16 protein-coding genes are annotated in these 24,357 nt (G+C 69.8%); 10 read left to right on the top strand and 6 right to left on the bottom strand.

The genetic code is table 11. From position 1 onward, the window contains the following. Window positions 1–64: 64 nt before the first annotated feature. Window positions 65–1,009: a type IV toxin-antitoxin system AbiEi family antitoxin gene (locus tag ACX1D0_RS02015; RefSeq protein WP_459019245.1), complete on the bottom strand. Its 945-nt coding sequence runs from the start codon at window positions 1,007–1,009 to the stop codon at window positions 65–67. A gap of 167 nt (window positions 1,010–1,176) precedes the next feature. On the opposite strand from ACX1D0_RS02015, the gene ACX1D0_RS02010 reads away from it, so the two are divergent. From ACX1D0_RS02010 to ACX1D0_RS01985, 6 genes are all read left to right on the top strand, one after another. Next, entirely contained in the window at window positions 1,177–5,748 is a 4,572-nt protein-coding gene (locus ACX1D0_RS02010) for a DEAD/DEAH box helicase (RefSeq protein WP_459019244.1), read from the top strand. Further along, a complete protein-coding gene (locus ACX1D0_RS02005; protein WP_459019243.1) occupies window positions 5,741–6,571 on the top strand; it encodes a DNA-formamidopyrimidine glycosylase family protein in 831 nt (276 codons plus the stop codon). The genes ACX1D0_RS02010 and ACX1D0_RS02005 overlap by 8 nt, the downstream gene beginning before the upstream one ends. Window positions 6,572–6,644: 73 nt before the next feature. Beyond that, the gene (locus ACX1D0_RS02000; RefSeq protein ID WP_459019242.1) at window positions 6,645–7,673 is read left to right on the top strand and encodes a LacI family DNA-binding transcriptional regulator; all 1,029 of its coding nucleotides are present in this window, start codon (window positions 6,645–6,647) and stop codon (window positions 7,671–7,673) included. A gap of 158 nt (window positions 7,674–7,831) precedes the next feature. Then, a complete protein-coding gene (arfA, locus tag ACX1D0_RS01995; RefSeq protein WP_459019241.1) occupies window positions 7,832–9,328 on the top strand; it encodes an arabinosylfuranosidase ArfA in 1,497 nt (498 codons plus the stop codon). A 19-nt stretch (window positions 9,329–9,347) separates the two neighbouring features. Then, window positions 9,348–10,871 carry an alpha-N-arabinofuranosidase gene (locus tag ACX1D0_RS01990; protein WP_459019240.1) on the top strand — a complete coding sequence of 508 codons (1,524 nt, stop codon included), beginning with the start codon at window positions 9,348–9,350 and terminating at the stop codon, window positions 10,869–10,871. Between the two features lies 1 nt (window position 10,872). Beyond that, window positions 10,873–12,288: a glycoside hydrolase family 43 protein gene (locus ACX1D0_RS01985; RefSeq protein WP_459019239.1), complete on the top strand. Its 1,416-nt coding sequence runs from the start codon at window positions 10,873–10,875 to the stop codon at window positions 12,286–12,288. A gap of 3 nt (window positions 12,289–12,291) precedes the next feature. Here the strand turns inward: ACX1D0_RS01985 and ACX1D0_RS01980 are convergent, their stop codons facing one another. The 4 genes from ACX1D0_RS01980 to ACX1D0_RS01965 form a co-directional block, all read right to left on the bottom strand. Continuing rightward, window positions 12,292–13,263, bottom strand: coding sequence for a LacI family DNA-binding transcriptional regulator (locus ACX1D0_RS01980; RefSeq protein ID WP_459019238.1), 972 nt, complete (start codon window positions 13,261–13,263; stop codon window positions 12,292–12,294). 46 nt (window positions 13,264–13,309) lie between these two features. Next, a complete protein-coding gene (gene araA / locus ACX1D0_RS01975; RefSeq protein ID WP_459019237.1) occupies window positions 13,310–14,818 on the bottom strand; it encodes an L-arabinose isomerase in 1,509 nt (502 codons plus the stop codon). A 269-nt stretch (window positions 14,819–15,087) separates the two neighbouring features. Continuing rightward, the gene (locus ACX1D0_RS01970; RefSeq protein WP_459019236.1) at window positions 15,088–15,945 is read right to left on the bottom strand and encodes an acyl-CoA thioesterase; all 858 of its coding nucleotides are present in this window, start codon (window positions 15,943–15,945) and stop codon (window positions 15,088–15,090) included. Beyond that, a complete protein-coding gene (locus ACX1D0_RS01965; protein ID WP_459019235.1) occupies window positions 15,946–17,781 on the bottom strand; it encodes an AMP-dependent synthetase/ligase in 1,836 nt (611 codons plus the stop codon). A gap of 111 nt (window positions 17,782–17,892) precedes the next feature. Between ACX1D0_RS01965 and ACX1D0_RS01960 the strand changes: the two genes are divergently transcribed. From ACX1D0_RS01960 to ACX1D0_RS01945, 4 genes are all read left to right on the top strand, one after another. Further along, the gene (locus tag ACX1D0_RS01960) at window positions 17,893–18,348 is read left to right on the top strand and encodes a MarR family winged helix-turn-helix transcriptional regulator (RefSeq protein WP_459019234.1); all 456 of its coding nucleotides are present in this window, start codon (window positions 17,893–17,895) and stop codon (window positions 18,346–18,348) included. 5 nt (window positions 18,349–18,353) lie between these two features. Continuing rightward, window positions 18,354–21,140, top strand: coding sequence for an FAD-binding and (Fe-S)-binding domain-containing protein (locus ACX1D0_RS01955; RefSeq protein ID WP_459019233.1), 2,787 nt, complete (start codon window positions 18,354–18,356; stop codon window positions 21,138–21,140). Window positions 21,141–21,233: 93 nt separating this feature from the next. Then, window positions 21,234–21,725, top strand: a complete 492-nt coding sequence (locus ACX1D0_RS01950; RefSeq protein ID WP_459019232.1) for an RNA polymerase sigma factor — start codon at window positions 21,234–21,236, stop codon at window positions 21,723–21,725. A gap of 49 nt (window positions 21,726–21,774) precedes the next feature. Further along, window positions 21,775–22,602 (top strand): hypothetical protein, encoded by an 828-nt coding sequence (locus ACX1D0_RS01945; protein ID WP_459019231.1) that lies wholly within the window; start codon window positions 21,775–21,777, stop codon window positions 22,600–22,602. A 53-nt stretch (window positions 22,603–22,655) separates the two neighbouring features. On the opposite strand, the gene ettA is transcribed toward ACX1D0_RS01945, so the two are convergent. Further along, window positions 22,656–24,338 (bottom strand): energy-dependent translational throttle protein EttA, encoded by a 1,683-nt coding sequence (ettA, locus tag ACX1D0_RS01940; protein WP_459019230.1) that lies wholly within the window; start codon window positions 24,336–24,338, stop codon window positions 22,656–22,658. Window positions 24,339–24,357 lie beyond the last annotated feature (19 nt).

Below are 24,357 nucleotides of genomic sequence, written 5' to 3'. Positions count from 1 at the left end.
GCCGCTGGTGCCGAAGCGGAGGCCGCCTACGCAACTGACAGGTTCCAGCGTCGGTTCTGACCGGTCAGACCCGGCTAGAACCGACACTGGGTTCCTCCGCGGGGCACCTCGCGCATGCACCCACCGTTCCGGTCCAGCCACGGGCAGCGAGTGCCGCGCCGACCTGGCGCGCGACGGTGCACGCCGACTGGACCACGGCGCCCCAGCCGTAGCGGAGCGTGAGCAGGTCCTCGCTGATTGCGTGCTCGTTGTCGCGCATCATGTCCTTGGACCAGTCGCGGTGATCCCGCATGCCGTCGAGTTCCACGATCATCGACTCCTCCACGTAGAGCGTGTCCGTCCGACCCGCCGCCTTCTTGACCTGGCGTTCTGGAATCGGCAATCCGTGCGGCACGAGCACCCGCCGGTGGAACCGCCACTCCAAAGCGCTCTCGATTCCGTCAGCAGCCGAGCCACAGAGTTCGCGGATGAGCGCGGAGTGCCGCGTGCGACTTCGGGCATCCAGGGCGGCGACGATCTTCGACGGGACCGACTTACCCCGCGCCAAGGCGGCGGTCAGGGCGGCCACCGTCGAGTCCTCGTCGGACCGATTCGCCAGGTCCAGGATCGCCTCTTCCACGCAGGAGCGCCGGAAGTGCCCTCGTGGCGTGCGCAGGCCCCGCCTGAAGCGCACTTGGTAGGCGCCCACTGTGATGTCGTCGCGGTGCGCCGGCGCCCACACCTCCAACTCCGACGGTGCGTCGCGAAGGACGCCGTGCAGATACGCGCTTGCGGCGCCGCTCAGGGTGGCGCTCACGCCGCCCCTCAGTAGACCTGACCAGGCCGCCGTCTCCCAGGTCGCGTCCCTGGTGATGTACAGGCCGTCGGCGACCCTCGTCCAGCCCCTGCTCAGGCGCGCCAACCCATGGCGGGTGACCCCGTCGCCGAGCACCTGCTGCGCGGTCAGAGCACCGGCCTGGTCCGCGGCCACCCTAATGAGCCCTGGGGACAGCTGCTGGGCGCGGCGCATGCAGGCGAGTGTGTCCGGCCCGGACGAGGACCAGGCCGGTGCACGCCCACACGGACAACACCTGGATCAGATGGACAACACCCCCCCGCTCCAGCGTCGGTTCTGACCGGGCAGTCCCGGCTAGAACCGACGCTGGAGTGTCGGCGGGCGGTGGCAGACTTGCCGGCATGACGGAGCCCCTCGACCTGTTCTCCGCGCCCACGCGCGGGTGGTTCGAGGGCGTGTTCGCCGGGCCGACGGCGGTGCAGGCGGAGGCCTGGGCGACGATCGCCCGCGGGGAGCACGCGCTCGTCGTCGCGCCGACCGGGTCGGGCAAGACGCTGGCGGCGTTCCTCTGGGCGCTGGACCGGTTGGCTTCACGGCCGCGGACGCCCGGCACCACCGTCGTCTACGTGTCGCCGCTCAAGGCGCTGGGGGTCGACGTGGAGCGCAACCTCCGCGCCCCGCTCACCGGAATCCGGCTCACCGCCGAACGCCTGGGCATGCCGTTTCCGGACATCAGCGTCGGCGTCCGCAGCGGCGACACCTCCTCCCGCGAACGCGCCGCCCTGGTGCGGCGGCCGCCGGACATCCTCATCACGACGCCCGAGTCGCTCTATCTCATGCTCACCAGTTCGGCGCGAGCCACCCTCACCGGCGTCGAGACGATCATCGTCGACGAGATCCACGCCGTGGCGGGCACCAAGCGCGGCAGCCACCTGGCGCTCAGCCTGGAGCGCCTCGATGCTCTGGTGGGGCACGACGTGCAGCGCGTGGCCCTGTCCGCCACCGTGCGGCCCATTGAGCGGGTGGCGGCGTTCCTGGGCGGCGACCGCACGGTCTCCGTCGTCGCACCCCCTTCCCACAAGGAGTGGGACGTCCAGGTGCGGCTGCCCGTCGAGGACATCACTGACCCGGGCCCACCGCCGAACGCGCCGCAGCCCACGGATCCGCTGCTCGGCGGCCCCGGCACCGACACCCTCGCGGTGGACGCCCCGCCCACGTCGTCGGTGTGGCCACACATCGAACAGGAGGTCTACGAGACCGTCAGCGCAGGCCGCTCGACGCTGGTCTTCACCAACTCACGGAGGGTGGCCGAGCGGCTGACCGGTCGGCTCAACGAGTTGTGGGCCGCCGAGCACGCCCCCGAGACGCTGCCCGACAAGCCGGACAAGCCCCCGGCCCAGGTGATGGCCCCCGTGGACACCGTCCGCGGGGCACCCCTGGTGATCGCGCGGGCCCACCACGGCTCGGTGAGCAAGGAGGCGCGAGCCGAGATCGAGGCCGCGCTGAAGTCGGGCGAGTTGCGCTGCGTGGTGGCCACCAGTTCGCTGGAGCTGGGCATCGACATGGGGGCGGTGGACCGCGTGATCCAGGTGGGCGCGCCACCGTCGGTGGCGAGCGCGCTACAGCGGATCGGGCGTGCCGGGCACATGGTGGGGGCCGTGTCATCGGGCGAGGTCTACCCCCTGCACCGTGGAGACCTCGCGCCGGCTGTCGTCACCACCGAGCGGATGCTGGCCGGGCAGATCGAGGAGCTGACCGTCCCGCGCCACCCGCTCGACGTGCTGGCGCAGCAGACCGTTGCGGCCACGGCCGCCGCAGGTGAGACCGGCCTCGACCTCGACGCCTGGTTCGCCACCGTGACCCGCGCGCATCCCTACGCCCGCCTGGACCGCTCGCTGCTGGACTCCGTCGTCGAACTGCTCACCGGCGCCTACCCGTCGGCGGACTTCGGCGAGCTGAGGGCGAGGCTGATCCACGGCGACGACGGCCGCCTCTACCCCCGCCCGGGCGCGCTCCGCCTGGCCGCCACCTCCGGCGGCACCATCCCGGACCGCGGCATGTTCGGCGTGTTCCTGGTGGGCGACGAGGCCGGCGCCCGCCGCGTCGGCGAGTTGGATGAGGAGATGGTGCACGAATCCCGCGTCGGCGACGTGTTCACCCTCGGCGCCTCCGCGTGGCGGATCGAGGAGATCACCCGTGACCAGGTGAGAGTCACCCCTGCGCCCGGCAGGACGGGCCGGCTTCCCTTCTGGCGTGGCGACGACGAGGGGCGCCCGGCGGAACTCGGGCGCCAGATCGGCATGCTGCACCGCGAGGTGGCCCGCGCCACGGACCGGCTGGACCGGCCCTACGTGGACTCCCACACCCGCACGAACCTCGCCACCTACATCGCCGAGCAGCGGGCTGCGACAGGGGCGCTGCCGGACGAGTCGACGGTGGTGATCGAGCGGTTCCGCGACGAGCTGGGCGACTGGCGGGTCGTCGTGCACTCCCCGTTGGGGCGCCGGCTGCTGGGCGCGTGGTCCCTGGTGATGGCGGAGTCGCTGTCGCGGGCGGCCGGTGTCGACGTGCAACCGGTGGCCTCCGACGACGGCATCGTCCTGAGGCTCCCGGACTGCGACGCCGTCGACAGGCTCCCGGAGCTGCTCGTCGCGGAGGCCGACGACGTGGCCGAGATCGTCACCAGCCAGGTGGGCGGCACGGCCCTGTTCGCCGGGCGCTTCAGAGAGTGCGCCGCACGTGCCCTGCTGCTGCCCCGGCGCACCCCGGGCCGCCGGGCGCCGCTGTGGCAGCAGCGCCAGCGCGCCGCGCAACTCCTTGAGGTGGCCCGCCACCACCCCCGCTTCCCCATCATCATCGAGACGGTGCGCGAGGTGACGCAGGACGTCTACGACCTGCCCGGGCTCGTCGCCCTGACCCGCGCCATCCGCGCCGGCGGGGTGAGGCTCGTGGAGGTGGTCACCGAGCAGCCCAGCCCCTTCGCCGCGACACTCCTCTTCCGCTATTCCGGTGCGTTCCTCTACGACGGCGACACCCCCCTGGCCGAGCGCCGCGCCGCCATGCTGTCCATGGATCCCGAGCTGCTCGCCGCCGCGCTCGGCACCCTGGATCTCCGCGACCTGCTGGACCCGGACGTCGTCGCCGACGTGGTGGCCGAGCTCCAACACACCGCGCCGACCCGCCGAGCCACCACGCCCGACGACCTGGCCGAGCTGCCCCGACTGCTCGGGCCCATCCCGTGGTCGGCCCTCGTCGAGCGGACCAGCCTCGCGGACATCGACGACGCCGTGGCCTCGCTGGGCACCAGGGTCGCGGTGGTGCGGCTGGCAGGCGAGCCGCACCTGGTGGCCGCCTCAGACCTCGCGCTACTCCGCGACGCTCTCGGCATCCCCCTCCCGGCGGGCTACTCCGCGCCGGCGGTCGCCCCGGGCCGCGACCCCCTCACCCAGCTCGTGGCCCGCTTCGCCAGAACACACGGCCCATTCACCGCAGAGGAGGTAGCCCGGGCGCTCGGCCTCGGCCCGGCCACGGTGGGCCTGGTGCTGGATCGCGAGTCCGGCGCGCGGAGGCTCACGGTGGGGCGGTTCACCCCTGGCATCACCGACGCCGAGTATGTGGACCCGGAGGTCCTCCGCCGGCTTCGCGCCCGCAGCCTGGCCAGGGCCCGGGCCGAGCTGCAGCCCGTCTCCCGCACCGGCTACGCCAGGTTCCTGGCCGCCATCCACCAGGTGGACGACCGGCCGCCCTCCGGCCCCGACGAGGTGCTGATGGCCCTGCAGAGACTCGCTGGCGTCGCCCTTCCGGCTAGCGCCTGGGAGACGCAAATCCTGCCCGCCAGGCTCAGGGGCTACTCCCCCGCCCACCTCGACGCGCTCCTGGCGGAGTCCGAGGTGGTCGTCCGCGGCCGCGGCTCGGCCGGCCCGAACGACCCCCTCATCGCGCTGGTCCCGGCGTCGGACCTGGACCTCATCGCACGGCCCGACGCGCCGCCCGATGAGGACACAGTCATCCTGGCGCAACGCCTCGCCGACGGCGACGGAACGTTCGCGGCCCTCCGCGCGTCGCATCCCGACGGCGCGTCCGCGGACCTGGCCGACGCCCTGTGGCGAGCCGTGGAACAGGGCGTGGCGGCGCCCGCCTCGATGTCCCCGGTCAGGGCACGGGTCGGCGGCACCACGCGAGGGGCGCACAAGGCGAGACGCCCCTCGCCCCGGCGCAGGGCCCGTCTGCCCAGGCCCACCCGCGCGCTCCTCGATGGTGGAGGCACGCTCACGCCGCCCACCGGGACGGGCCGCTGGTACCGCGTCCGCGATCCCGAGCTCGCCCCCGGTGACGCTGCGCTGGCCACGGCCTCGTCCTGGCTCGAGCGCCACGGCGTCGTCACCCGCGGCGGCGTCACCGCCGACGGCACGCCCGGCGGGTTCGCGGCGGCCTATCGGCTGCTGGCGGAACTGGAGGTGGCCGGGAAGGTGGTGCGCGGCTACGTCGTCGAGGGCCTCGGCGGCGCCCAGTTCACCACACGCGACGTGATCGAACAGGTCAGGACGTTCGCGGACTCTCCGGACCGCACCGACTGGCCCTCGGGCGTCGAGGATCCGGGCGCCATCGTCCTGGCCGCCCTGGATCCGGCGAACCCCTACGGCAGCATCCTGCCCTGGCCCGATCATCCGACGGCCCGCCCGGCTCGGGCGGCGGGGGCTCTCGTGGTGTTGGCCGACGGCGTGTGCCTGGCCCATCTGACCCGGGGCGGACGCACCTTGACGCTCTTCGCCGACGCGGAGACCCGCCCGGACCGCGCCCGCCTGGTGGCGCGCGCGCTACTCGGCGCCATCGCCGAGGGCCGCATGGAGCGGCTGCGCATCGAGGAGATCGACGGACACCGCGTCGGCGCCTCCGGCCTGGAGGCCGCGCTCCGGGAGGCCGGTGGCAAGATCTCCCCCAAGGGCATCGTCCTCGAGGCGCGCGGTGCCTGAGGGAGACTCCGTCTGGCGGCTCTCGCGACGCCTCCAACCGCTGGTGGGACGGAGGATCGACTACAGCCAGTTCCGGGTCCCGCGGCTCGCGACAGCCAGCCTCACCGGCGCGACGATCACGCGCGTGTGGGCCCACGGCAAGCACCTGTTCTGGCGATGCGACGAGCGGATCCTGCACACGCACCTGCGGATGGAGGGCACCTGGCGTCTCCACCCCGTCGGTCAGAGGTGGAGCCTGCCTTCCCACACTGCGCGTCTTGTGGTGCGGGTCACCGGCGACATCGAGCTCGTCGGCCACGATCTGGGCCTCGTCGAACTGTGGCCGGCCGACGAGTTCGACGCGCGCATGGGCCACCTGGGGCCTGATCCCCTGGCCGATGACTGGCTGACGGCCGGCCGCTGGCAGCCCTCAGGCCGCGACGAGGCCCTCCGTCGCGTCTGCCGGGCCCCTGAGCGCACGATCGGCGAGGCGCTTATTGACCAGCGCGTCCTCGCCGGCGTCGGCAACGAGTACCGCGCGGAGATCTGCTTCCTCCGCGGGATCCATCCGGCCACACCGGTACGGTCCACGGACGCGGCGGCCGCCGTCGACCTGGCGGGGCTCGTCATGAGGAGCAACCTCGACAGCCCCGTGCGCACGTTCACCGGCGACCACCGGCCGGGGCACACGAGCTACGTGTTCGGGCGCAGGGGCCGCCCCTGCCGACGGTGTGGCACCGCCATCGAAGCCGGCACATTGGGTGGGGCGACGTCGGTGGCCGATCCCCGGGCAGGTCAGGAGCGCGTCATCTGGTGGTGCCCCATCTGCCAACCGGTGCTCTGATCCATCTGTGCGGGCCGGCCCGCAGTGTGGGATGATCATCGATGTAAACAGCCGGCTCGCGAAGGGGTTGCTCATGGCAGCGACAATGCAGGATGTCGCTCGGCTCGCGGGCGTGTCTGCCAAGACCGTCTCCAACGTCGTCAATGCACACCCACACGTCAGCGCCTCGACCCGCAAGAAGGTCGAGCAGGCCATCGACAAGTTGGGCTACGAACTCAACATCACCGCCCGAAACCTCCGCAAGGGCAAGACCGGGCTGATCGGGCTGGCCCTCCCGGAGCTGAAGCTGCCGTACTTCGCCGAGCTCGCCGACTCCGTGATCGTGGAGGCGGAGAAGCTGGGACTGCGCGTCCTGATCGAACAGACCAACGCAGACCGGGACCGCGAGATCGATGTCCTCCACGGCCAGCGACGCTTCATGACCGACGGGCTGATCTTCTCCCCCCTCGCGTTGGGCCAGGACGACATCCACCAGTTCAGGGTCGACTTCCCGCTGGTACTTCTGGGCGAACGGGTATTCGGCTCCACGAACGACCACATCACCATGAGCAACGTCGAGGCGGCCAAGGCTGCCACACGGCATCTCCTCGCCACGGGGCATCGCCGCATAGCGGTGGTGGGGACGCACCCTGGAGAAGTCGTCGGTTCCGCCGCCCTCCGCGAACAGGGCTACCGCGCGGCGATGCAGGAGGCGGGCGTCCCCGTCGACGAGAAGCTGCTGTGCGTGGCACAGGAGTGGCACCGCAACACTGGCGCGCAGGCCATGGATTCTCTCCTCGCCAGCGGCGAACCCTTCGACGCCGTCTTCGCGCTCAACGACGCATTGGCGATGGGCGTCCTCCACAGCCTGAGTTCCCATCGGGTGGACGTGCCCGCAGAGGTGGCAGTCGTCGGTTTCGACGACATCGAGGATGCCGCATACACCCGCCCGACCCTGACCACGATCGCGCCTGGCCGAGCCGAGATCGCCTCGCGAGCGGTGGAACTTCTGCAGCAGCGGATCGCGGAATCCAGCGTCTCCCCCGAGTCCCGTCGCCCCATTCAGCGCATCTACGCAGAATACGAACTCATCCTTCGCCAATCGGCGCCGGCACTCCCCTGACGCAGGGTAATCGATGGCCGTGCTGTCGATGCCCGCCTCCCCCAACGCCGTGCGGGCACGAGAGGATCACTGGTTAATGCGTCTTGACCGCCTCGATCGGGTCGTGTCATCATGTATTACATCGATGAAATGACCTGACCGGCGAAGGAGCCGTCCCCATGAGCGTTGCACGCCTCGTCATCAACCCCGCCTACACCGTGGGACCGGTTCGCCGACGCACGTTCGGCTCGTTCGTCGAGCACCTCGGGCGCTGTGTCTACACCGGCATTTTCGAGCCCGGCCACCCGACCGCGGACGAGCAGGGCTTCCGCGGCGATGTCCTGGACCTGGTTCGCGAACTCGGCGTCTCGACGGTGCGCTACCCGGGCGGCAACTTCGTCTCCGGCTACCGCTGGGAGGACGGCGTCGGGCCGGTCGACGAGCGCCCCGCCCGCCTGGACCTGGCCTGGCACTCCACGGACCCGAACACGTTCGGCACCGACGAGTTCATGGCCTGGGCGGCGAAGGCCGGGATCGAGCCGATGATGGCGGTCAACCTCGGCACCCGTGGTGTCCAGGAGGCGCTGGACCTGCTGGAGTACTGCAACGTGCCCGGAGGCTCCCACTTCGCCGACCAGCGCCGCGCCAACGGCGCCGAGGAGCCGTACCGGGTCAGGATGTGGTGCCTGGGCAACGAGATGGACGGCCCGTGGCAGATCGGTCACAAGACCGCCGAGGAGTACGCGAGGCTGGCCACCGAGACAGCCCGCGCGATGCGGATGATCGACCCTGGCCTGGAGATGGTGGCCTGTGGCTCGTCGGGCCGGTCGATGCCGACGTTCGGAGAGTGGGAGCGCACCGTGCTCACCGAGGCGTGGGATCAGGTGGACATGGTGTCGGCGCATGCCTACTACTGGGTCAGGGACGCCGGCTTGCAGGAGTTCCTGGTCTCCGCCGAGGACATGGACCGGTTCATCGCCTCGGTCGCGGCCACCGCCGACGCCGTCGCCACCGCCCGCAAGAGCGAGAAGACCATCGGCATCTCGTTCGACGAGTGGAACGTCTGGTACCAGGACCGCACCCCGTCGAAGCCCCCCACCGGTGACGATTGGCCCGTGGCGCCGCGGCTGTTGGAGGATCACTACAGCGTGGCCGACGCGGTGGTGGTCGGCAACCTGCTGATCTCGCTGCTGCGCCACACGGATCGGGTATGGTCCGCCAGCCAGGCCCAGCTGGTGAACGTGATCGCGCCGATCATGGCCGAGCCCGGTGGCCCGGTCTGGAAGCAGACCATCTTCCACCCATTCGCGCTGACCTCGAAGTACGCCCAGGGCGAGGTGCTGCGGGTCGTCATCGACGGCCCCACCATCGACAGCGTGGAGTTCGGCCGGGTGCAGGCCGTCGACGCCGTCGCCACCTGGGCAGAGACCGAGGGCGCAGTGTTCCTCGTCAACCGCCACGCCACCGACACCGTGAGTGTCGCCTGCGAGGTGCCCGCCGGCGCCACCATCGCGGACGCCGTGGTTCTCAACCACGCCGACCCGCTGTGGCAGGCCAGCCCGGAGGACGACACCACCGTCGCCCCCCGCCCCCTCGAATCCGCCGCCGTGACCGGCACCACCCTGACCCTGGACCTGCCCCCCACGTCGTGGGCGATGGTCCGGCTGGCCCACTGAGACAAGGAACACGACCAGCATGAGCACTGACCTGACAGCTGTCATCAACCTCGACGTCACCGGGCCGGCCATCTCCCGGCACGTCTACGGCCACTTCGCCGAGCACCTCGGCCACTGCATCTACGGCGGCATCTTCGTCGGAGAGGACTCCCCCATCCCCAACGTCCGCGGCATCCGCACCGACGTCGTCGAGGCGCTGAAGGGCATCGACATCCCCAACCTCCGTTGGCCCGGAGGCTGCTTCGCCGACGAATACCACTGGCAAGACGGCGTCGGCCCTCGCGAAGACCGCCCCTCCGTGGTCAACACCCACTGGGGCAACGTCGTCGAAGACAACTCCTTCGGCACCCACGAATTCATGGACCTCGTCGACCAGCTCGGCACCGAGCCCTACATCTGCGGCAACGTCGGCTCCGGCACCGTCCGCGAGATGGCCGACTGGATCGAATACCTCACCCGCTCCGGCGCCGCACCCATGTCCGAGCTCCGCCGACAGAACGGTCGCGACGAGCCGTGGAAGGTCACATACTTCGGCATCGGCAACGAATCCTGGGGCTGCGGCGGCAACATGCGCGCCGAGTACTACACCGACCTCGCCCGCCAATACTCCACCTACTGCCGCGACCACGACGGCAACACGCTCTACAAGATCGCCGGCGGCGCCAACGTCGACGACTACCACTGGACCGAAACACTCATGAAAACCCTCGGCGACCTCGGCTGCGGCTGCAACCCCCGCCACTTCTTCGACGCCATCTCCCTGCACTACTACACAATGCCCACCGGCTTCGACGACAAAAAGTCCGCCACCGACTTCGACACCGACACCTACTACGCCACCATGGCAGCAGCATGGCGAATCGACGAACTCCTCACCCGCCACGGCAACGTCATGGACGTCTACGACCCCACCAAGCGCATCGGGCTGGTCCTCGACGAATGGGGCACCTGGTTCGCCGTCGAACCCGGCACCAACCCCGGCTTCCTCTACCAGCAGAACACCATGCGCGACGCCCTCGTCGCCTCGGTGCACTTCGACTCCTTCCACCGCCACGCCGACCGGCTCGTCATGGCCAACATCGCCCAGACCGTCAACGTGCTCCAGGCCGTCCTCCTCACCGACGGCGACACCCTCATCAAAACGCCCACCTACCACGTGTTCGAGATGAACAAAGGCCACCACGACGCCGACACCCTCACCATCGCCTGGACCGGCGAACCGCTGCCCACCCGCCAGGTCGGCCCCAGCACCGTGCCGCTCGTGTCCGCCTCCGCCAGCACGAAAGACGGCACGGCCCTGATCTCACTGTCCAACCTCGACCTCGAAACCCCCCGGACCCTCCGCCTCGACCTACGCGGCCGCACCGTGGCCCGCGTGAGCGGAAGGATCCTCACCGCCAGCGCCATCGCGGAGCACAACACCGCCACCACACCAGAGGCCGTCGCCCCCGCCGATCTCCCAGTCGGCACCCCCGTCGACGGCGTGCTGGAAGTCGAACTCCCCCCGCACAGCTTCGTCACCCTCACCCTGACGCTGGGCTGAGGTGCCGACCCGTCTCGCAGGGCTCGCCCTCGCCGTTGTCCTCGGCCTGACGGGGTGTCAGGCCGGGGGCACCGCGCCCGAGTTCGCCGACGCCACCGTGCACGACCCCGACCACATCGAAGTCGACGGCACGCACTACGTGATCGGCTCCCACCTGCAGGCCGCATCCAGCCCGGACCTGATCAGCTGGACCCAGGTGGCCGAGGGCGTGAACCCCGAGAACCCGCTGTTCGAGGACGTCACCCGGGAGCTCTCCGAAGCCCTGGAGTGGGCCGAGACCGACACGCTGTGGGCACCCGACATCATCCAGCTCGCCGACGGACGGTTCCACCTCTACTACGACGCGTGTCGCGGTGACTCCCCGCTGTCTGCGATGGGGATCGCGGTGGCCGACGAAGTCACGGGGCCCTACGAGGATCTGGGCCTCATCCTCAAGTCCGGTATGGCCGGCGAGAGCGAGGACGGCACCCCGTTCGACGCCCGCGTCCATCCCAACGTCATCGACCCGGACGTGTTCTACGACGCCGACGGCAGGCTGTGGATGGTCTACGGCAGCTTCTCCGGCGGCCTGTTCATCCTGGAGCTCGACCCCGCGACCGGCTTCCCGTTCCCCGACCAGGGGTACGGCAAGCACCTGTGGGGCGGCAACCACTCCCGGATCGAGGGCCCCGCCATGGTCTACGACGAGGAGACGGGTTACTACTACCTGTTCGTCACCTACGGCGGCCTCGACGCCGGCGGCGGGTACAACATCCGAGTGGCCCGCTCCGAGAACCCCGACGGCCCGTTCGTCGACGCCGAGGGTCGCGACATGGCGGAGGTGAAGTCCGATCCCACGTTGCCCCTGTTCGACGACGTGACTATCGCCGGGTCCGCGATCAAGCTCATGGGCAACCACGTGCTGGCCCCCGCCACCGACGGCATGCCCGCGCTGGGCTATGTGTCTCCCGGTGGCAGCTCGCCCTTCATCGACGAGGACGGGCGACGCCTGATCACATTCCACACCCGCTTCCCCGGCCGTGGAGAGGCCCACCAGGTGCGCGTGCACGAGTGGGCCAAGGATGCCGACGGATGGCCGGTGATCGCCCCGCTGCGCTACGCCGGGGAACCGGACCGCGATCCCCAGGCCGAGGACCTACCCGGCAGGTACACGCTGGTGGACCACGGCCCCCGCACCATCGGCCCGAGGCTGAGCGAGCCCGAGGAGATCACTCTGACCGACGACGGCGCGGTCGCGGGCGCCAGGAGAGGCGCGTGGGAGCTCGAGGGCGACACCCGGCTGACCATCACCCTCGACGGCGAGGAGGTGTCCGCCGAGACCTTCCGCCAGTGGGACGAGGCGAGCCAGGAGTGGGTGACCACGCTGAGCGGCCTGACCTCGGGCTCCACCGCCGTCTGGGCGGTGCCTGCCAACTAGTGGTCAGCGGACGCTCCGGCGCACGCGCAGCCGCGGGGCCAGCTGCGTGCGCGCCGGAGCACCTCCGTTGATGGCCGCTACCAGCACCTCCAGGCACGCGCCGCCCAACTCGGTGAAGGGCTGCGCCACCGTGGTGAGCGGCGGCGCGAAGTAGGCCGCGCCGATCGAATCGTCGTACCCCACCACGCTCACCTGGCCAGGCACGTCTATCCCGGCATCCCGCAGTCCCGCCATCAGACCCAGGGCGGTGGCGTCGTTGCCGCAGAACACGGCATCGGCAAGGTCGCCGTCAGCCAGCATCCGCTGGGCGGCGGCATATCCGGACTCGGCGGACCAGTCCCCCACGATCACCTCGGGCACGGGCAGCCCTGCTTCCACGAGGGCGTCGCGCCATCCGGAAACCCTCTCCCGAGCGTCGAACCAGTCCAAGGGACCGGATATGTGCGCGACGCGGTGGCAGCCGCGCTCAATGAGGTGGGAGGTCGCCAACCGGCCGCCGAGGCGCTGATCAACCGTCACCACGTGGCAGCCGTCGTCCGGTGAGGTGTCTGCCACGAGCACGGTCGGGATGCCGGTGCTGTGCTCGCGGGCGAGCCTCGCCATCCGCTCATGCGGGGCGACGATGGCAATGCCCTCCACACCACGATCCCGAAAGCCCTTGAACACCTGCGCCACCTCGTCGTCGTCAGGGTTCTCGAGGGCCGCCACCAGCGTGGCGTAGCCGGCGGCCCTGGCCGCGACCTCGATGCCGGCCACTGTGCTGGAGGGCCCGAAGTAGCCGGCGCCGGTCCAGGCCACCCCCAGCAGGGCCGTCTGCTGCGTGATCAGCGAGCGAGCGGCCAGATTGCGGACGTACCCGAGCTCCCGGATGGCCTCCTCGACGCGCTGCCTCGTCTCGGGGCGCACCGTGTCCGGAGAGTTGATGACCCGCGACACCGTCTGGTGGGACACACCGGCCAGTCGGGCCACGGCCATCATCCCGGGGGGCCGGCCAACGGCCCGACCCCCACGGGAGGTGGGCTCAGACGCCCTGGGTGAGCCGGTGGTAGACCTGCTCAAGGCGGCGCTCCTGCGCGAAGCCGCGGGCGGTGGTGTGCTCGTCGATGATCGCGAGCTCCATGCCCGCGATCTCGGCGAAGTCCTCCCACATCTCACGGGTGGTGGCGGTGGACATGGCCGTGTGGTGCGCGGCGCCGGAGATCAGCCAGCACTCGGCCGACGTGGCGAAGTCCGGCGCCGGCTCCCAGACGGCCCGGGCCACAGGCAGGTTGGGCAGCGGGGCGTCGGGCGCCACGTTGGTGACCATGTTCATGGTCAGGCGGAACCGCTCGCGCATGTCCGCCATGGCCACGACGAGGGCCGGGCCCTGGTCCGCGTCGAAGACGAGGCGCACAGGGTCTTCACGGCCACCGATGCCCAGCGGGTGGATCTCCAGCTTGGGCTTGGCCGTGGTCAACGACGGGCAGACCTCGAGCATGTGGGCCCCGAGGATCTTCTCCTTGCCGGGGGTCATTTCGTAGCAGTAGTCCTCCATCAGCGATGCGCCGCCGGGGAGGCCGTAGCCCATCACCTTGGCCAGCCGCACCAGGATGGCGGTCTTCCAGTCGCCCTCGGCGCCGAAGCCGTAGCCGTCGGCCATTAGGCGCTGCACCGCCAGGCCCGGGAGCTGCTTGAGCCCGCCCAGGTCCTCGAAGTTGGTGGTGAAGGCGCCGAACTTGCCGGCCTCGAGGAAGCTGCGCATGCCGAGCTCCTGGCGGGCCCCGTAGCGCAGCGCCTCGTGACGGTCGCCGCCCTTGCGGAGCTCGGGCACGACGTCGTAGAGCTCTTCGTACTGGTCCACGAGGGCGTCGATGGCCTCATCGGAGACCGCGTCCACGGCCGCGACGAGGTCGTTGACGCCCCAGGTGTTGACGGAGACCCCGAGCCGCAGCTCGGCCTCGGTCTTGTCACCCTCGGTGACCGCCACGTTGCGCATGTTGTCGCCGAAGCGTGCCAGCTTGGTGTTGTGGAGCGAGGCCCAGCCTGCGGCCGCGCGCGCCCAAGTGCCGATCTTTGCCTGCACAGGTTCGGTGGAGGCGTGCCCGACGACGGTGCGGCGGGCCTTGCCGAGCCTGGAGGCGATGTAGGCGAACTCGCGGTCCCCGTGCGCGGACTGGTTGAGGTTCATGTAGTCCATGTCGATGGTGTCCCACGGCAGGCCCATCGAGGCCTGGGTGTGGAGGTGCAGCATCGGCTTGTCCAGGGCGGCCAGGCCGAGGATCCACATCTTCGCCGGGGAGAAGGTGTGCATCCAGGTGATCACGCCTATGCAGTTGGGGTCGGCGTTGGCGGCCAGCATCTCGGCGCGGATGGCGTCGCGGTCCTTCAGCGTGGGGCGGTGCACGATCGACACCGGGATGCCCTCGGCGCCGTCGAGCAGTGCCGCGACCTCCTGGGACTGCGCGGTGACCTGCTCCAGGGTCTCGGGTCCGTAGAGGTCCTGCGATCCGGTGAGGAACCAGATCTCCTTGCCGACGAAGGGGCTTTCCATGGGTTCTCCTTGAGGGGATCTCTCTTCGGCCCAAGTCAGCCGGCGATGGCACTCGAACCAATGTGAACGTTCACACCCTAGAGGATCTCGGGGTTCGTGTCCAGCCCTTGCTGCCCACGGCGTTGAGCCGGATCTGGATGTCGCGAGGCTTGGATCGTTCAATCAGGGCCACTTCGGAGTTGAGCCCCAGATCCGGCTCGAGGCCCTCCGCCGAAAGCCGTGTCCGGCTCAACCGAGCCCCGCAAGAGCCGTGTCCGGCTCGACGATCGTCAGTCGGCGGGAGGGACGAGGTGGCGCTCCAGGCGGCCTCTCGTTCCGTCATCGAGCGGGGTCTTCCTGCCGTCGAGATCCGCGCAGACCAGGATGGTGCGCCCTCGCACGAACAGGGTGCCGTCGGCAGGGTCCACGATCTCCGCGGCCAGTGTGATCGACGACGACCCGAGCGCCACGGGAGCCACGCGGACCTCGTACGGCTCCATCCGGTGGTCCATCTGGGCCACGTAGTCGACGTCCTGGCGGGCCACCAGCCACAGGTGGCGGCTCCCCGACGACCCGGCGCGCGCCATCGTCGGATCCCATGACGTGGTGGCGGTGATGCGTGCCTGTTGCAGGTAGTCGAAGACCTTGGCGTTGTTGACATGGCCGTAGGAGTCCAGGTCCGACCAGCGCACCCGCAGCGGCACGGCCGTGCCACGCCCCTCCAGGGGCGGCGCGGTCAGCTCCCGAAGGGGCTCCGCCTCCACCCGGTGCGCCTCGAAGAAGGCCCGGTACGGCGCCGGGATCCGCGTGGGCGCCTGAGCGTCGAAGTCGAACGGGCACAGCAGCGTCCGCGCCGCGACGGCCAGCTCCCCCGCCTGACGCAGCTCGTAGGACACGACGATCCGAGCCGCACCTAGCCCAGCCACGCCGAGCTGGACGTCCACCCCGTCGTCGGAGTAGTCGATGGCCCGCCGGTACTCCACCTCGTGACCGACCACCACCACCCCGGCGTCGAGCAGGTCCGACGCCGGGCCGCTGCGCAGGAAGGCCACGCGGGCCTCCTGCAGGTAATCCACGATGATGGCGTTGTTGACATGCCCCTGCGCGTCGAGGTCTGACCAGCGCAGGGGGCAGCGGACGTGGAACACTCAGTCTTCCTGGGGATACATGGACTCCACGAGGTCCGAGTACTTCTCCGTCACGATGGAGCGGCGGATCTTCATGTTGGGCGTGACGCCCGCGTTGTCGACCGTCAGCTCATGATCGAGGATGGCGAACTGCTTGACCGTCTCCCACCGCTCGAGCTTGGAGTTGACCCGCTCCATCCAGCGCCCGATCGATGCCTTGATCTCGGGGCGCTGCGTGAGTTCTGCGTAACTCAACGACGACAGGCCGCGCTTGTCCGCCCACTTGGCGAGCATGACGGGATCCAGCACCAACAGAGCGGAGACATACTTGCGCCCCTCCCCGATGGCCACCGACTGCGCCACGTAGGGGATGTTGGCCTGGATGGCGCTCTCGACCTTCTGCGGCGCGACGAACTTGCCGCCCGACGTCTTGAACAGGTCCTTCTTGCGGTCTGTGATCTTGATGTGGCCGGTCGGTGTCATCTCGGCGATGTCGCCGGTGTGATACCAGCCGTCCGCGTCCAGCGCTTCCGCCGTCTCCTCGGGAAGGTTGTGGTACCCGGGGGTGATGATCGGGCCGCGCAGCAGGAGCTCGCCGTCCTCGGCGAACTTGGTCTCGATGCCGGGAAGGACGGGTCCGACGGTGCCGAAATGCGGATCCCTCGGGAGGTCGACGCCCGCGATGGCGCTGGTCTCCGTGGCGCCGTAGCCCTCCACGATGAGGATGCCCGCCCCGTAGAACCACTGCTGGACCTGCGGTGAGAGCTTGGCGGCGCCGGAGATCATGAACTTGATGTTGCCGCCCAGCTTCTCCTTGAGCTTGGAGAAGACCAGCTTGTCCGCCACCTTGTACTTGAGCGCGAGCGCTCCGGTGAGGGGGCGGCCCGCCAGCCTGTCGTCGATGGACTGGTAGCCCACGTGGAAGGCCCAGCGCGCGATCTTCCCCTTGAGGCCGGTGGACCCGGTCATGACGGCCGCGCGCACCTTCTCGAAGATGCGGGGGGCGCCGCACATGAACGAAGGCTTCACGATCCCGAGGTTCTCGACGATCTTGTCGATGCGTCCGTCGACCGCGGAGGCGAAGCCGTAGTCGAGCTGGACGGCGATCAGCGCCTTGCCGAACACATGGCTGAGCGGCAGCCACAGGTACTGCAGCTCATCGGGACCGATGATGTCCAGGTATTTCGTCGCCGCGCCCTGGTACACCCAGGACAGGTGGTTGAGCCGCACGCCTTTGGGTTGTCCGGTGGTACCGGAGGTGTAGATGAGGGTGGAGAGCGAATCCCGGCTGGTCTTGGCGATGGCGTCATCGACGGCGGTGGGATGCTCCTCCAGGTAGCGCTCACCTGCCTGCTTGAGGTGCTCGAAGGAGATGATCCGGTCATCGAGCGTGAGCCCGGTGGTGTCGAACACGACGATGGTGTGCACCTGATCGTTGAACTCGGCCGAGTCCGTGAGCTTGGCCACCTGCTTGGCGTCCTCAGCCACGAAGATCACCGAGCCGGAGTCCTTGACGATGAAGTGCACGTCGCCGGGCTGTGTGTTTGGATACACCGTCGTGGTGGCGCCCGCGGCCAGCGCGATGGCGAGGTCCGTGAGGATCCACTCGACTCGCGTGCTCGAGCAGATGGCCACCCGCTCCTCGTACTGCAGGCCGCGCGACAGGAGGCCGGCGGCGAGCCGGTCCACCACGTCGCTGGTCTCCCGCCATGAGAGCTTCGTCCACGACGTCGGACCCTCAGCCGCGCCCTCGGGATACATGAAGGCCAGCTTGTCCGGCGTCGCGCGGACCCTTCGCCTGAACTGATGACCGACGCTGTCTGCTGCCTGGGCCAGGATGTCTTCTCGAATACCCACCGGTGGTACCCCTTTCGCGTTTCAACCAGCCTACTGGTGACGACGCGTCGCGCGGGAGGGGTAACTCCGCCCAATTTACTTGAAAGCTAAAGCATTTGCTATGATGGGGGCATGTCCGAACCAGTGAACGGGTGGCTCACCGAGAGCCAGCAGCGCGTCTGGCGGAGCTATCTGCTGGCCAAGACGCACATCGACGACTACCTCGACGAGGCCCTAGGCGACTTCGGCCTCAGCCTGGCCGAGTACGAGTTGCTCGTCCGGCTCTCCGAGAGTCCGGACCATACCATCCGGATGGGCGAGCTGGCGGCCTCCGTCGGCCACTCTCGCTCGCGCCTCACGCACACCATCAAGCGGATGGAGCAGGCCGGGTATGTGACCCGGACGTCGTGTGTGGCCGATGGTCGCGGTGTCCAGGCGGTCATGACCGAGACCGGGTACGACCTGCTCAAGCGCGCCGCCCCCGCGCACGTGGATTCCGTGCGCCGGGTCTTCGTCGACGCGATCGATCCCGAGGACTATCTTGCCCTTGGGCGCGCGATGACTGCCGTCCTGGCGGTGGCAGACTAGTCCGGGTGACCACCACCTCCGCGCCCCATGCACTCCTGATCGACCGCCTCGGGGAACTCGCGGAGATCGTCGACACCTCCACGCTCACCCGGGCCCTGTACTCCAGCGACTCCTCGCTCTACCGCGTCGCGCCGGAGGCCGTGGCCCATCCGCGCACTCCGGATGAACTGGTCGCCCTGGTGCGGGCCGCGCTGGACAGCGGCACACCCGTCACCGCCCGGGGAGCGGGGACGTCCTGCGCGGGCAACGCCGTCGGCCCCGGGCTCGTGATCGACGTGTCCAGGCACCTGAACCGCATCCACTCCATCGATCCGGTGACCCGCACCGCGGTGATCGATCCGGGCGTGGTGCAGGACCAGCTACAGATCGCGGCGCGGCCGTACGGGCTCCGGCTGGGGCCCGATCCGTCCACCTCCAACCGGTGCACCGTCGGCGGCATGATCGGCAACAACGCCTGCGGCCCCCGCGCCCTCGGGTACGGCCGGATGGCGGACAACGTGGTCTCGCTGGACATCGTCACGGGCACCGGGGAACTCCTCACGCTCGGCGTCGACGACGTGCCGGAACTGCGCGCCCTGGTCGCGGCCAACCTGGGCACCATCCGCACCGAGTTCGGCCGGTTCACGCGACAGGTCTCCGGTTACTCGCTGGAGCACCTGCTCCCGGAGCGGAAGTTCGACCTGGCGAAGTTCTTCGCCGGCACCGAGGGGACCCTCGGGATCATCGTGCGCGCCACCGTGCAGCTCGTCGCCGACGCCCCCGAGCGTCTGATGGTGGCGCTCGGCTATCCCACGATGGCTGACGCGGGCGACGACATCGCCAACCTGCTGCGCTTCCGGCCCACCGCCTGCGAGGGACTGGACCGTCGGATCGTCGACGTCGTGGTGGCGAAGTTCGGCGCGGCCTCGGTCCCCGCGCTCCCCGCCGGTGACGGCTGGATGTTCCTCGAGGTGGTCGGCGACAACGCCGCCGAGGTCCGCGTCCGCGCGGAGGACCTGGCGGCAGCCGCGAGCGCGGGCGAAGGATGGGTGGTGGACGACCCTGCCCTCGCCGCCCGGCTGTGGAAGATCCGAGCCGACGGCGCGGGCCTGGCCGGCGTCAGCCTGGCCAAGCCCGCCTACGGAGGCTGGGAAGACGCGGCCGTGCCGCCGCAGCACCTCGGCGACTACCTGCGGGCGTTCGACGCGCTGCTGGGGAAGTTCGGCCTCCACGGCCTGCCGTACGGCCACTTCGGCGACGGCTGCGTCCACTGCCGCATCGACTTCCCGCTCACCGAGCCCGAAGGCGCGGCGCGGTACCGCGCCTTCGTCGAGGAGGCCGCGCAGCTGGTGGCCGGCTTCGGCGGCTCGATGTCCGGCGAGCACGGCGACGGCCGGGCGCGGTCCGCCCTGCTGCCGCACATGTACTCCCCCGCCGCCCTGGACCTGTTCGCCGGCGTCAAACACATCTTCGACCCCCGCAACCTGCTCAACCCCGGCGTGCTGGTCGACCCCGCCCCTGTCGAGGCGAACCTGCGGATGGTCGCGGCGAGCCGCTCACCCCTCTCGCTGTCGGACGCCGACTTCGTCGAGCAGGTGCACCAGTGCAGCGGCGTCGGCAAGTGCCTGGCCGACATGACGACCTCAGGGGGTGTGATGTGCCCCAGCTTCCAGGCCACCCGCAACGAGAAGGACTCCACCCGGGGCCGTGCCCGCGCGCTGCAGGAGATGGTCAACGGCTCACTGATCACCCGGGGTTGGCACTCGCCCGAGGTGCACGCTGCGCTGGACCTCTGCCTGTCCTGCAAGGGCTGCGCGCGCGACTGCCCCACGGGCATCGACATGGCCGCCTACAAGGCGCGCGTCACGCACGAGCGGTTCAAGGGCAGGCTGCGGCCCCGCAACCACTACGCACTGGGCTGGCTTCCGCGCTGGGGGCGGCTCATCACCTCCGTCCCCGGGCTGGGGGGCCTCATCAACGTGGTGGGCAGGGCCCCGGTGCTGGGCCGCCTGCTGCGCTGGGGCGCGGGGGTCGACGTCCGCCGCGACATCCCCCGCTTCGCCTCGAAGAGCGCCCGGGCCCGCTTCCGCGACGCCCCGGCCCTTCCCGGCTCCAAGGGTCGCGTCCTCATCTGGGTGGACTCGTTCTCCGACTGCTTCGAGTCCACCTCCTTCGCCGCCATGGCGCAGGTGCTGGTGCGCCTCGGCTACGAGCCCGAGGTGCTCGACGAGAACGCCTGCTGCGGCCTGACGTGGATCTCCACCGGCCAGCTCGACGGCGCACGCCGCCAGCTGACCAACGCGGCCTCCGTCCTCGCCCCGTACGTGCGCGACGGCGTGCCCATCGTCGGCGTCGAGCCGTCATGCACCGCGGTGTGGCGCAGCGACGCCCCCGAACTGCTCCCCCATGACAGCAACGTCCGCGCGCTCGAGGGGAAGGTACTCACGCTCGCCGAGTTCCTGTCCACGGACCCCGACTTCGTGGCGCCCGACCTCAGCGGCCACACCCTCGTCGCCCAGCCGCACTGTCATCACGCCTCCGTGATCGGGTGGGCGAAGGACAGGGCGCTCCTGGAGTCCACGGGCGCCACGCTCATCGCCGTGGGCGGATGCTGCGGGTTGGCCGGCAACTTCGGCGTCGAACGCGGCCACCACGACATCAGCGTGAAAGTGTTCGAGCACGATCTCGGCCCCGCCGTGGAGGCCCATCCGGAGGCGATCGTGCTGGCCGACGGCTTCAGCTGCCAGACCCAGCTGACCTCGCTCGCGGGCCGGTCCTCGATGTCGCTGGCGGAACTGCTCGCCACCCACTGAGACGACGCGCCGACGCCGCATGCAACCGGCACCCTCCGCCGAGGCGTAGACAGGGCGAGACACACCACAACGCCGAAAAGGAGGGAGAGGCACGTGGACGAAACCCAGTTCGACCGGTTCTATACGAACTCGTACACCAAGCTGGTCGGTCAGGTCTACGCGATGTGCGGCAACATGGCCGAAGCGCAGGACTGCGTTCAGGAGGCCTTCATCCGGGCCTGGGACCATCGCAGCGACCTCGATGCGTCCCGCAGCCCGGAGGCCTGGGTCCGCACCACCGCATACCGCCTGGCGGTGAGCCGCTGGCGCAAGGCGCGCCGAGCCTTCCGCCAACCCGACCGGGCGCTGGAACCTGAGCGCTCCGTCGAACCCGGCCCCGACAGGGTGGCCATCGACCGGGCACTTGCCCAGCTTCCTGACGCTCAGCGTCGAGCCATCGTGCTCTACCACCTGTGCGACCTCACCGTCGGCGAGATCGCACAGGAGGTCGGCTCCCCCACGGGGACCGTCAAGGCCCGTCTCGCTCGCGGACGGCAGACCCTCGCCCGCCTACTCACCACCGATCTGGAGGTCCGTCATGCCTGAGCACTTCCCCCAACTGGACGATCTCGCGGCCACGGCAAAGGAGGCCCCCATGCTCCCAGCTCATGAAGTCCGTCGACGCGGCGATCGGCGCCGCACCACCCGGCGAGTCGGTCTGTCCGTCGCCGCAGTCGGCGTCGTCGCCAGCCTCGGCGCCGGAGTGTGGGCCGCCACGCCGATTCTCCGCGGCGCCAACCAGCCGGACTGGGCCAACAGCCCGACGCCGACGTCCAGCCCGGACCCCAGCTCCTCGCCCAGCCCGACGAGCGCGCCGTCACCCTCCGCCCCAGCGGCGCCGGCGCAGCCCACCTGGGCCAACGTGCCCACCGTCGAGATGATGTTCCCCTACGACGCGTCAGTGGTGGGCGTGCTCGACGAGTACGAGGGCATCGGTCGCACCGGAAAGGGCCTGTGTGATCCGGGCACGTACGGCGACCCGAGCACCATCCTCACACGTGAGTACGGCGTCGCCGGTGAGACGCCAGCCGTCGCGGTCGTGTTCGGCTACGACGACGCCGAGGCGGCTTCCAAGGGTTACGACCTCCTTGCCGACGCGGCCCGGGACTGTGAGGACCAGATGCGGGCCGAAGGTTGGGACCGGGTCAGCAGCGCCGAGGACACCCAGTTGCCGTTCGACGGGTCCACCGTGGAGGAGGAGCCCGCCCGGGCCGCCTATTTCTTCGGCATGGCCGTCAAGGAGGGCGAGGAGGTCGGCGTCTTCAACGACACCCTGGTCATGCAGGCCGGTGAGCGCGTGGTGTGGCTCCTCACCACGTTCGAGGGCATGGACAACAACTGCTCCGTGCTTCCCGACAACGACGCCATTCAGTGCTCCTTCGCCAAGTCGATGCCGGAGGTGCTCGAGCTTCTGGTCAAGTAGCCCCACACGGCAGCGCTCCCCGGTCGAGACCGGGGAGCGCTTGCGTGTGCGGGTCAGCGTGTGAGCCGACGGTGCTTCGAGCGATGCGGGCGGGCCGCCTCCGGACCGAGCCGCTCGATCTTGTTCTCCTCGTAGTCCGCGAAGTTGCCCTCGAACCAGAACCACCGCGGGGTGCCGTCCTCGTCCTCGCCCTCCCAGGCGAGCATGTGGGTGGCGACGCGGTCCAGGAACCAGCGGTCGTGGGAGATCACGACGGCGCAGCCCGGGAAGTCCAGCAGCGCGTCCTCGAGGCTGGACAGCGTCTCCACGTCCAGGTCGTTGGTGGGCTCGTCGAGCAGCAGCACGTTGCCGCCCTGCTTGAGCGTCAGCGCCAGGTTGAGCCGGTTGCGCTCGCCGCCGGAGAGCACGCCGGCCTTCTTCTGCTGGTCCGGCCCCTTGAAGCCGAAGGAGGCGACGTAGGCCCGTGAGGGCACCTCGAAGTTGGCCACCTTGATGAAGTCGAGCCCGTCCGAGACCACCTGCCAGACGTTGTCCTCCGGCGCGATGCCGGAGCGGTTCTGATCCACGTAGCTGAAGGAGACCGTCTCGCCGATCTTCACGACGCCCGAATCGGGCTCCTCCTGGCCTGTGATGGTCTTGAACAGCGTCGTCTTACCGACGCCGTTGGGGCCGATGATGCCGACGATGCCGGCGCGCGGCAGTGTGAAGGACAGATCCTTGATCAGGACCCGATCCCCGAAGCCCTTGGTGAGCTTCTTCACCTCGAGCACGATCGCGCCCAGGCGCGGACCCGGAGGGATGTTGATCTCCCCGGTGTCGAGCTTGCGATCGCGCTCCGCCTCGGCAGCCATCTCCTCGTACCGCTGAAGACGCGCCTTGCTCTTGGCCTGACGGGCCTTGGGCGAGGAGCGGACCCACTCGAGTTCCTTCTCGAGGATCTTGGCGCGCTTGGCGTCCTTCTTGCCCTCGATCTGGAGCCGCTGGCGCTTGGTGTCCAGGTAGGTGGAGTAGTTGCCCTCGTAGGGGTGGAGCTTGCCGCGGTCCACCTCGCAGATCCACTGGGCCACGTTGTCCAGGAAGTAACGGTCGTGCGTGACCGCCAGCACGGCGCCCGGGTATGCCTTGAGGTGACCCTCCAGCCAGTTGACGGATTCGGCGTCGAGGTGGTTGGTGGGCTCGTCGAGGAGCAGCAGGTCCGGCTGCTGGAGCAGCAGCTTGCAGAGCGCCACGCGGCGGCGCTCACCACCCGAGAGCACGTCGACGATCGCGTCCGGCGGAGGGCACTGCAGCGCATCCATCGCCTGGTCCAGGCGGGCGTCGATGTCCCACGCCTCGTGCGCGTCAAGGAAGGTCTGCAGATCTCCCATCTCGGCCAGCAGCGCGTCGAAGTCCGCATCCGGCTCGGCCATCTCCATGCCGATGGCCTCGAAGCGGTTCATCTTCGACTTGATCTCCGCGACCGCCTCCTCCACGTTCTCCTGGACAGTCTTCCCCTCGGTGAGGGGCGGCTCCTGCAGCAGGATGCCGACCGAGGAGCCCTTGGAGAGCTGCGCGTCTCCGTTGTTGGGGCGGTCCATGCCGGCCATCAGCTTCAGGAGGGTGGACTTGCCCGCGCCGTTGGGGCCGACGACGCCGATCTTCGCGCCGGGGTAGAAGGACAGGGTGACGTTGTCGAGGATCACCTTGTCGCCCACCGCCTTGCGGACGTTGTGCATGGTGTAGATGAACTCAGCCACGTGGGACCTTTCGAATTGA

The sequence above is a fragment of the Tessaracoccus pujii genome (assembly GCF_054483895.1).
Note: the sequence above shows the minus strand (reverse complement) of the source record. Positions and strands in the feature narration are given on the sequence as shown.